Below are 9,597 nucleotides of genomic sequence, written 5' to 3'. Positions count from 1 at the left end.
ATATTGAGCTGAAAGTTTTTTTCGGGAAGTTCAAATTCTGCCACCTGAAATTTAGAATAAAGATAATTGACGATCTTTAAAAATTCAGCTTTATTGGGAATCTGATTTTTCAGGATTTGATCAAAATTTGAAATTTCCTGCTTGTTCCAAAGCATGAAAGCAAAACTTTTTTTATTGTCTCTTCCTGCACGACCAATTTCCTGATAATAATTCTCAATCGATTGGGAAGGAGAGAAGTGAATGACGAAACGAACGTTGTCTTTATCGATTCCCATCCCAAAAGCATTGGTAGAGATCAGGACATTCTGGTCACTGTTGTTCCAGAAATTCTGTCTTTCGTTTTTTTCTTTGGAAGATAATCCTGCATGGAAATAATCAACATTCTGAATTTTATTTCGGTGAAGAAATTCGGTAAGCAATTCTGCGTCTTTTCGGGTTCTTACATAGATAATTCCCGATTCTTTAGCATATTTAAGAATGTTAAAAACCTTTTGATATTTGTCTGAAACCTCTTCGGAAAATATTTTAATATTCTCTCTTTTAAAGCTTTTCTGGAATACCTGCGGATTTTTTAGCTCGAGCTTGTTTTTAATTTCGTTTAAAACTTTAGGAGTTGCAGTCGCTGTTAAAGCAAGACATGGGATTTCAGGATTGTTTTTTCTGAAATCTTTAATGTTCTGATAACTCGGTCTGAAATCTTGTCCCCATTCTGAAATACAATGTGCTTCATCTACCGCAATAAATGACAACTGGATTTCTTCAATCTGCTGAAGAAATAATTTATTAGTCAGCCTTTCGGGTGAAACGTATAATAATTTGGTTAAGCCGTCTTTGCAACGATTGTATATAACTTCGGCATCATATTCATCCAGTTCTGAGCTGAGATATTCTGCTTCAATTCCTCTGAATTTTAATTGGTTGACCTGGTCTTTCATTAATGCCAAAAGCGGTGAAATGACAAGACAGGTTCCTTCCTGCAACAAAGATGGAAGTTGGTAACATAATGATTTTCCGGCACCGGTAGGAAGAAGAACCAATGTGTCTTTTCTGTTGATAACAGAATCGATTACCTGCTCCTGAGAATCTCTGAATTGATGATAGCCCCAAAAATGTTTTAGGGTTTTATTTTTAAGTTCATTAAAATCTTGCGGCGAAATCATAAGGTAAATGTAAGGAAAGTATTAAGACAAAAAAAGCCACGCAATGCATGGCTTTCATTATAAAAAAAAATTTTTTTTATTTAGCTTCGAAGTAAACTCTTCTGTTGGCTCTGTTTTTCCATTCAGGACATTTAGTAGCCGGATCGCACTCAGGGTATTTCAGGTCTTTTTCACCTCTACCTACAGCGTTTAACTTAGAAGAATCTACACCGTTTTTAATTAAATAATTTTTCACGCTGTTTGCTCTTCTTTCAGATAATTTTTGGTTATACTCGTCAGAAGCTCTGGTATCAGTTGCTCCAATTACAGTATAAGTACCGCTTGAAGAGTTGATATAGTTTACAGCATTATTAAGGATTGGCGTATTTGATGGTAAAATTCTGTCTGAATTTAAATCAAACTCAATTCCTTCCATATTTGTAACTGTCTCATCGATTGGTCCTACCGGAGTGGTCGGAGTTAACGGACAACCTTGATTTTCTACCGGTCCGGGAACTGTTACACATTTATCGTGAAGATCAATAACTCCGTCTAAATCTGCATCAAGAGCTACACCTGCACCGTCAACTCTTGCTCCTGCAGGAGTATCAAGCTGTCTGTCCCAGTCGTCACAAACTCCGTCATTATCGGCATCACCTTTTTTACAAACTTCAATGTCCTGGTTTTTATTAGCCAAAACATCTAATTTATAATAAATTTCCTGCAATGGATCGTGCCACATTAAGTGAGATTCGTGTTTTCCTAATTTTAAAGATAAACCAACTGTAGCGTTGAAGAAGTTGTCAGAAACCTGTTCTTCTCTTTGGTTGATCGCACTATACTGCGCTCCGCCACCGTCAAATTCATCATCACCTGTGTAAACATACATTACTCTTCCTTCAAGATCTAATCTTCTGTTTACTTTGAATTTAACTCCCGCTCCGGCCTGACCGAAGAATGAACCAAATTTAAAAGGTTTGATCTCCGTCATTAATCTCTGTCCGTTAGCATCTTTCTGGTATGCTCTGTATGCAATGGTTCCGATACCTGCATAACCATGTAATGCCCATCTGTAAGTAGATTTGTTATCAACTCTTCTTAAAAGATTGGAAAAATTGATGTCTCCTAATAATGAGATTGCATCATATTGTGTTCTTGCACCTACTTCATTTAAATTAGTAGAAGGGGCAGGATCTTTTGTATTAAACCAACCTTGTCTGGTTTCTCCTCTGTCATATTGTAAATTAATACCAAAAGCATGGGTAATGGCTTTATCAACGCTTACATAAGCAGAGTAACCGAAAAGATTTTTACCGTTTCCGTTTTTAATAGACGTTAAATCTCCTGATTGCAGTAAGGGAACACCTGCACCAAATGACACTGCCCAATCATTAAATCTTTTGGATTTTTGAGTAAAAGGCGAAACATTGGCAGAACCGGAAGAAAATGTATTGGGATATTCATCGGTAGAAACTACGGCTATAGAATCTTGTGCATAGCTCACTGTAGGAACAGCTAATGCTAATGCAACAATTGCTAAACTTAATTTCATAGTGTATTTTTTTTGTTGTTATTAAATATTATTTGAATTTTTTAATTGCTTGGGCAGCCATTGTTATCAGCTGAACCAGGAACGGTAACGCACTTGTCGTATAAATCGATGACACCATCAAGATCCAGATCCAATGCTACACCTGCGCCGTCAACTCTTGCTCCTGCAGGAGTATTTAGCTCTCTGTCCCAATCATCACAAACGCCGTCATTATCGTTATCGCCTTTTTCGCATACAACCAGTTCATTGGCTGTATTTTCAAGAACATTTGTTCTGTAATATACTTCCTGTAAAGGATCATGCCATGCCAAGTGAGACATATGTTTGCCTAATTTAAATGATACTCCTAAATTGACAGTCAACATATTATCCGATCTTTTGTCGTTGATCATATTGTATTTAGAGTTACCACTGTTAAGCTGATAATCTGCAGGCTCAGCATAACCTCCACCATCGAACTCATCATCACCACTGATAATGTACATTGCTCTGGCTTCAATATCAATCAGTTTTGAAACCTTATATTTCAAACCTGCACCAAATTGATAGTAAAATGAACTAATATCCATTTTTTGATCTATAAATAAGGGTACTCTTTTGGGTGAATTGCTCCATCTGAATTCATCATTATCGTGTAAAGATGTGTTGAAGTTCATTAAACCAACTCCTCCGTAACCGTGGAAAGCCCATCTGTAAGGCGAGTGGTTATCAGCTCTTCTTAGAATATTAGAAAAATTTACATCTCCTAATAAAACAATTTGATTGTACTTTGTTTTTGCAACTCCTACACCGGCCAACTGACCACGTGCACCTGCCTGCATTCCTTTTTGGTTGGTTTCACCTCTCTGGTAGGCAATGCTTATTCCGAATGTGTGTGAGATCTGTTTATCTATGCTCACATAGCTGTTATATCCCCAATTTACCTTTTTATCATAAAAAGAGGTAAGATCTGAGTTCATCATAAATGCTGCACCTCCGCCTACAGAAATAGACCAATCGTTGAATCTTCTTGCTTTATTGTCAAATTTTTGAACGTTTGCGGAACCAGAAGAAAATGTGTTGGGATATTCATTTGTAGAATTGACGGATATGCTGTCTTGAGCATATGTAGCAATTGGCAAAGCGGCCAATAATAATAAACCTAATTTCATACAATTTTTTTATGTGTTTGTTTTTTTTAAATCAATTCTTTTAATAATATCCTAGAAAATTCCCTTTCAAAAAGATGTCTGTTGTGAGGGATTTCTAACCTTTCTGATGCAAATTTTAAATCATCATACTTCACAATATCAATGTCTATAATTCTGTCTGTATAAACTTTAGAAACGGATGAGTCAGTAAGTCTGCCCATTTCAATTTCTATTTTTTTCACATAATCAAGCAGTTGAATAGGCGATAGATGAGTAGATATTATTGTTGCAATATTACAAAAAATATTAGAACTGGCAAATTCTACGGGTTCTGAAGTCAAATATTTGCTTTTTTTTAATATAGTACAAGCCTCACTTATTTTGCTTAAGGCGAGGTCAATATTATTTTTTTGATTACCGATGTTACTTCCGAGTAACAAAATCACCTTATGTTGCGACATATAGAAAAATGATTGTTTTATGAAGAGTTTCTTTAAAAATGTATTAGCAAATATAGTAGCTATTGTTATATTGTGCTTCGTGTTTTTCTTCTTTTTTATTATAATGATTGCCGTAGGTTCTATGAGTGGAGAGAAATCGGTTGATGTAAAAAAGAATTCTGTTTTAACGATTAATCTGAAAACTTCTATTATCGATAGCCCTACAGAAGAGCAGCAAAGTATTTTTAATATCAATGATAAAAATCAAAACATTTTAATTTATGATGCGGTAGAAGCTATTCATAAAGCAAAAGATGATGATAAAATCAAAGGGATAAGTATTGAAACCGATTATATTAATGCAGGAACTACCCAGATTGATGATTTAAGAAATGCTATCGAAGATTTCAAGAAAAGCGGAAAATTTGTTTATGCGTACGGAAATGCTGTTTCACAGGCTTCCTATTATTTAGGATCGGTTGCAGATCAGTATTATTTAAATCCATCAGGAGGAATTGAGCTTAAAGGTTTGGCTACAGAAGTTACTTTCTTTAAAGATTTTGCAGAAAAATACGGAATCGGGATTGAAGTAATCCGTCACGGAAAATTTAAATCTGCTGTAGAACCTTTTTTAAGAAATGATATTTCTCCGGAAAATCAGGAGCAGTTGAGTACCTTATTAAATGACATTTGGGGAAATACGTCTTCAAAAATGGCAGCTTCAAGAAAAATGAATCCTGAAGAATTCAAAACGGTTGTTGATAGTTTATACGGAATGATTCCGGATTTAACAGTGAAATATAAATTGGCAGACAAGCTGATTCAGAAAACAGAATATGACCAGTTGATCAGAACAAAACTGAGCCTTGCTGAAAAAGATAAGCTCAACAAAGTTTCGCTGCAAAAATATATCGATTCGTTTAAAGATAAAGATAACTCAGGCGAAAAAGTAGCGGTTTTATACGCATCAGGTTCTATCAACAGCGGAGATGAGTACAACGAAATTTATTCTGAAAAATATATCAAGTACATCAAAGATCTTCAGGAAGACGACAAAGTAAAAGCTGTTGTTTTGAGAATCAATTCTCCGGGAGGTAGCGCAAATGCTTCAGATGAAATTTTATTTGAACTTCAGCAATTGAAAAAGAAAAAACCTTTGGTCGTTTCTTTCGGCGATTACGCAGCTTCCGGTGGTTATTATATTGCAATGGGAGCCGATAAAATTTTTTCTGAGCCAAATACTTTAACAGGATCGATCGGAGTTTTCGGGGTATTGCCTTACTTTAAAGATATTGCCAACAAAAACGGGGTGCGTTCTGATATTGTTGCAACCAATGCCAATTCGGCTTACTACTCTTCATTGCACGGTCTTACGCCTTACGGAGTAAATCTAATGACAAGGAGCGTTGAAGGAACTTATAAAAGATTTGTACATTTTGTAACTCAAAACAGAAAGCAGACTTTTGAGCAGATCGACAATATTGGAGGCGGAAGAGTTTGGAGCGGAGTCCGTGCAAAACAAATCGGTCTGGTAGACGAATTGGGAACTTTAAACGATGCCGTGAAATTTGCAGYGCAAAAAGCAAACCTGAAATCTTACAACGTCGCTTCTTATCCTAAAAAGATGACGGCTTTTGAACAGATTTTTGATGACATGAATGAAGATGATATTTCTGCAAGAGTAATCAAAAATAAGATCGGTAAAGCAAACTATGAGATTTTGGAGCAGCTTACCGATGAGAAATTAAAATCTGAGGTGAAAATGGAAATGCCTTACAGAATTAAAATAAACTAAATTATATTGTTCATTAAAAATCCCGGTCTGAAATTTTCAAACCGGGATTTTATTTTTTAAGTCTTTAATTTTTCTTTGTAAGCATTCCGTAAATCCAGAGAAGAAGCAGTGCGCCACCTACAGAAAATACCAACGGCCAGAAATGAAACATTCTTTCGTCGCTTGCTCCGCCGCCGCCAAATATTGCATTAGCAATAAAACCGCCTACAAAAGCTCCTACAATTCCCAGAATACTCGTCATGAGCCAGCCCATGTTTTGCTTTCCGGGCATAATCATTTTAGCGATTGCTCCTACGATCAGTCCGAAGATGATCCAAAGAATAAATGTCCACATAGTAATGAATTTTAATGTTAATAAATTTGAATGATTTGTCATCAAAAAGAATTTTATCTCTTCTTGAAGAACGAATCTACAAACTCTGTACCATTAAAAAGCTGAAGATCCTGCATCTTTTCGCCAACACCGATATATTTTACAGGAATCTGAAACTGGTCTGAAATACCGATTACAACACCGCCTTTTGCGGTTCCGTCCAGTTTTGTTACGGCTAAAGCATTCACTTCTGTTGCGGCAGTAAACTGTTTTGCCTGCTCAAAAGCATTCTGCCCTGTAGAACCATCCAGAACCAAAAGAATCTCATGCGGAGCATCAGGAATCACCTTTTGCATTACTCTTTTAATTTTTGAAAGCTCATTCATCAGGTTGATTTTGTTATGAAGCCTTCCTGCCGTATCAATAATCACAACATCAGCATTCTGAGCAACTGCACTTTGAACGGTATCAAAAGCTACAGAAGCCGGATCTGAACCCATTTCCTGCTTTACAATCGGAACGCCGACTCTTTCACTCCAGATTACAAGCTGATCTACAGCCGCCGCTCTGAATGTATCTGCTGCTCCAAGAACCACTTTCTTACCTTCAGATTTAAACTGATGTGCAAGTTTTCCGATCGTTGTGGTTTTTCCTACGCCGTTTACGCCAACAACCATTATTACGTAAGGTTTTTTTGAAGAATCGATATTTCCTGTTCCTCTGTGAGGATTTTCAAGTAAAAGTCCTGAGATTTCTTCACGAAGAATCTTGTCGAGCTCGTTTACCCCGACGTATTTGTCTCTTGCAACACGTTCTTCAATCCTTTCAATGATTTTAATGGTCGTAGAAGCGCCAACGTCTGAAGCGATCAGGATTTCTTCCAGATCATCCAGAACTTCGTCATCTACTTTGCTTTTGCCGACTACGGCTTTAGTCATTTTTTCAAAGAAACCCTGATTCGATTTTTCCAAACCTTTATCTAAAGTTTCTTTTTCTTCTTTTTTAAAAATATTTTTAAACCAACTCATTGTATGAATTTCGGAATTTAGTTATTGTCAGATGCAGGATGATGGAAGCCGGATGTTTACAAAATAATGTATAATTTCATAAACATTTAGCTTCAGACATCCTACACCCAGCGTATTAAAAGCAAAGATAACAAAAAAACTACCCAAAATATGAGTAGTTTTTGTATTGTAAATAAAGTAACTGATTATTTTTTCAAATAACCGTCAACTTCGTCTGCATTCATTACTTTTTCTTCGAAAACGTAAGCTCCTGATTTAGAAGACTTCACCATTTTCACCACTTTGGTCATTTTTTTAGACCCGGTTTGTAGGGTTGCTACTACTTTCTTTGCCATGGTAAATTATATTTTATAAATTACTTGATTTCTTTGTGAAGGGTAGATCTCTTAAGAACAGGATTGTATTTTTTCAATTCCAATCTTTCTGTAGTGTTCTTTTTGTTTTTTGTAGAAATGTATCTAGACATTCCTGGCATACCGCTTTCTTTGTGCTCTGTACATTCAAGGATTACTTGAACTCTGTTTCCTTTTTTTGCCATGATTTAGTTCTTTTTAATCAATCCGTTTCTAGTAGCTCTTTCGATAGCTTCCTCGATTCCAATCTTGTTAATTACTCTCAATCCATGAGCTGAAACTTTTAAAGTAACGTGCTTATCTTGCTCTGGAAGGTAAAATTTCTTCTCCAATAAGTTAATTTCAAAACGACGCTTCGTTTTGTTATTAGCGTGAGAAACGTTGTTACCAACCATTGCACGCTTTCCTGTTATCTGGCAAATTCTTGACATATCTCGATGTTCTTATTTGTATAATATTTGAGGTTGCAAAATAACGAATAATTTTTTAGGTAGACAAGTTTTTAAATAAATTTTTCTAATAATTATTTGTCAGTTTTAATGAGTTACAAATGTAAAAACATTTCAGAATCTCGGTTCTTACCATGTAGATGATAAATATCAGGCAAGTTTTGGCTGGCTGAATATTATTTGATACTATCTTTGTTTTTAATTAATCTAAATAAAAATAAAATGAAAAGAATCTATGTTTTTGCTTTTTTTATTCCTATGATGTTTCAGGCTCAGACTTTTTCTGAGGTTTCTACCAATGTGAAAAATTTCTATTACGGATCCAGCGACATCGGAGATTTTAATAATGACGGAAAACCCGATGTTGTTTATAACGGTGCAATAGATAACGATGCAGACGGTACTGCGGATGTTACGTTTAATGAAGCTTATACTAATAATAACGGTGTTTTTTCACCTTACGGAAATTTAGGAACTGATGTTACGCATTTAGGTGATATTAAATTTATAGATTACAATAATGACGGTTTGCTCGACATAGTTTCTACTGGGTTGAGCTATCAGAATATCGTAAATTATAAGCATTACCGTTTTCTGAATAACGGAACCGGCTTTTCAAAAGTAGAAGATACCGCCGGAAAAGTTTATGGTTCTATAGAAGTTTTTGATTTTAACCATGACGGAAAACAAGACTATGCAATCAACGGAACGCAGTATATTGACGGAACCGGTTTTGTCTATGATTTAAGTCTTTATCAAAATACGGGAACTGGTTTTCAGCTGACTCAATCCTGGCTTCCCGGAACGCAGAACGGAAGTTTTAAAGTTTTAGATTTAAATAATGATAAGCTTCTTGATGTGGTCATCTTCGGTTATGATGAAAACACCAATCCCACTTTTAAAACTTATTTGAACTCGAGTAACGGGCTTCAGTTGTCTCAAAATTTACTGCCTTTAGCCAGCGGAAAATTAGCATATGCAGATTTTAATGCAGATGGATTCCCAGATTTGGTGGCAATCGGTCAGGATGATAATTACGAAGAATATCTCGGTGTTTTTATGAATGACGGAACCGGTCAGTTTACAGCTCAGGCAATTCCCGGCGAAGGTCTTTCTACTTCAAGTGTAGATGTTGGTGATCTTAATAATGATGGGTATTACGATTTTATAGTGATTGGTGATGATGCAAATAATGATGGAGTAGTTAATGTTTTTCTTTACAATCCGGCTTCACAGTCTTTTACAAAAGCGGTCAATACTTCTTTGTATAATCTTGGCGGATCAGGAAATGTAAGGCTTTTTGATTACGATGGAAACAATCATCTGGATGTTTTAATGACCGGTTTTGATTGGGCAGATCCGGATTTAAGCTCATTCACCAAACTTTATAAAAATACT

At 35.7% G+C, this 9,597-nt stretch carries 11 protein-coding genes; 2 read left to right on the top strand and 9 right to left on the bottom strand.

Features of this window, described 5'->3' with window-relative positions:
- From AB4Y90_RS11245 to folK, 4 genes are all read right to left on the bottom strand, one after another.
- The coding region (locus AB4Y90_RS11245; RefSeq protein WP_441557659.1) for a RecQ family ATP-dependent DNA helicase at window positions 1–1,160 on the bottom strand (1,160 nt) is incomplete at its 3' end.
- Window positions 1,161–1,236: 76 nt separating this feature from the next.
- Complete coding sequence (locus AB4Y90_RS11240; RefSeq protein ID WP_441557658.1) at window positions 1,237–2,691, bottom strand: OmpA family protein; 1,455 nt, start codon at window positions 2,689–2,691, stop codon at window positions 1,237–1,239.
- A 41-nt stretch (window positions 2,692–2,732) separates the two neighbouring features.
- Window positions 2,733–3,842, bottom strand: a complete 1,110-nt coding sequence (locus tag AB4Y90_RS11235; RefSeq protein WP_441557656.1) for an OmpA family protein — start codon at window positions 3,840–3,842, stop codon at window positions 2,733–2,735.
- 26 nt (window positions 3,843–3,868) lie between these two features.
- Window positions 3,869–4,282, bottom strand: a complete 414-nt coding sequence (folK, locus tag AB4Y90_RS11230; RefSeq protein WP_441557655.1) for a 2-amino-4-hydroxy-6-hydroxymethyldihydropteridine diphosphokinase — start codon at window positions 4,280–4,282, stop codon at window positions 3,869–3,871.
- 19 nt (window positions 4,283–4,301) lie between these two features.
- On the opposite strand from folK, the gene sppA reads away from it, so the two are divergent.
- Entirely contained in the window at window positions 4,302–6,056 is a 1,755-nt protein-coding gene (sppA, locus tag AB4Y90_RS11225; RefSeq protein ID WP_441557654.1) for a signal peptide peptidase SppA, read from the top strand.
- A 64-nt stretch (window positions 6,057–6,120) separates the two neighbouring features.
- On the opposite strand, the gene AB4Y90_RS11220 is transcribed toward sppA, so the two are convergent.
- From AB4Y90_RS11220 to rpmB, 5 genes are all read right to left on the bottom strand, one after another.
- Window positions 6,121–6,390, bottom strand: coding sequence for a GlsB/YeaQ/YmgE family stress response membrane protein (locus AB4Y90_RS11220; RefSeq protein WP_408090230.1), 270 nt, complete (start codon window positions 6,388–6,390; stop codon window positions 6,121–6,123).
- A 53-nt stretch (window positions 6,391–6,443) separates the two neighbouring features.
- Window positions 6,444–7,397: a signal recognition particle-docking protein FtsY gene (gene ftsY, locus AB4Y90_RS11215; protein ID WP_441557653.1), complete on the bottom strand. Its 954-nt coding sequence runs from the start codon at window positions 7,395–7,397 to the stop codon at window positions 6,444–6,446.
- Window positions 7,398–7,582: 185 nt separating this feature from the next.
- On the bottom strand, window positions 7,583–7,732 hold the full coding sequence (locus AB4Y90_RS11210) for a DUF4295 family protein (protein ID WP_065722020.1): 150 nt from the start codon (window positions 7,730–7,732) through the stop codon (window positions 7,583–7,585).
- Window positions 7,733–7,752: 20 nt separating this feature from the next.
- Window positions 7,753–7,935: a 50S ribosomal protein L33 gene (gene rpmG, locus AB4Y90_RS11205; protein ID WP_027373683.1), complete on the bottom strand. Its 183-nt coding sequence runs from the start codon at window positions 7,933–7,935 to the stop codon at window positions 7,753–7,755.
- A 3-nt stretch (window positions 7,936–7,938) separates the two neighbouring features.
- Window positions 7,939–8,181 carry a 50S ribosomal protein L28 gene (rpmB, locus tag AB4Y90_RS11200; protein WP_002976757.1) on the bottom strand — a complete coding sequence of 81 codons (243 nt, stop codon included), beginning with the start codon at window positions 8,179–8,181 and terminating at the stop codon, window positions 7,939–7,941.
- Between the two features lie 240 nt (window positions 8,182–8,421).
- Here rpmB and AB4Y90_RS11195 point away from each other — a divergent pair.
- Window positions 8,422–9,597 (top strand): FG-GAP repeat domain-containing protein (locus tag AB4Y90_RS11195; RefSeq protein WP_441557648.1); only part of this gene is annotated, 1,176 nt, incomplete at its 3' end.

The organism is Chryseobacterium sp. 2TAF14 (assembly GCF_052115105.1).
In the GTDB taxonomy this organism is placed as follows: Bacteria; Bacteroidota; Bacteroidia; order Flavobacteriales; family Weeksellaceae; genus Chryseobacterium.
This window is presented reverse-complemented; position numbering and strand designations above follow the sequence as displayed.

Excerpts from the sequence above, each read along its gene's own strand:
- AB4Y90_RS11240 (WP_441557658.1), bottom strand. The coding sequence starts at position 2,691 with ATGAAATTAAGTTTAGCAATTGTTGCATTAGCATTAGCTGTTCCTACA.
- AB4Y90_RS11235 (WP_441557656.1), bottom strand. The coding sequence starts at position 3,842 with ATGAAATTAGGTTTATTATTATTGGCCGCTTTGCCAATTGCTACATAT.
- folK (WP_441557655.1), bottom strand. The coding sequence starts at position 4,282 with ATGTCGCAACATAAGGTGATTTTGTTACTCGGAAGTAACATCGGTAAT.
- AB4Y90_RS11220 (WP_408090230.1), bottom strand. The coding sequence starts at position 6,390 with ATGTGGACATTTATTCTTTGGATCATCTTCGGACTGATCGTAGGAGCA.
- ftsY (WP_441557653.1), bottom strand. The coding sequence starts at position 7,397 with ATGAGTTGGTTTAAAAATATTTTTAAAAAAGAAGAAAAAGAAACTTTA.
- AB4Y90_RS11210 (WP_065722020.1), bottom strand. The coding sequence starts at position 7,732 with ATGGCAAAGAAAGTAGTAGCAACCCTACAAACCGGGTCTAAAAAAATG.
- rpmG (WP_027373683.1), bottom strand. The coding sequence starts at position 7,935 with ATGGCAAAAAAAGGAAACAGAGTTCAAGTAATCCTTGAATGTACAGAG.
- rpmB (WP_002976757.1), bottom strand. The coding sequence starts at position 8,181 with ATGTCAAGAATTTGCCAGATAACAGGAAAGCGTGCAATGGTTGGTAAC.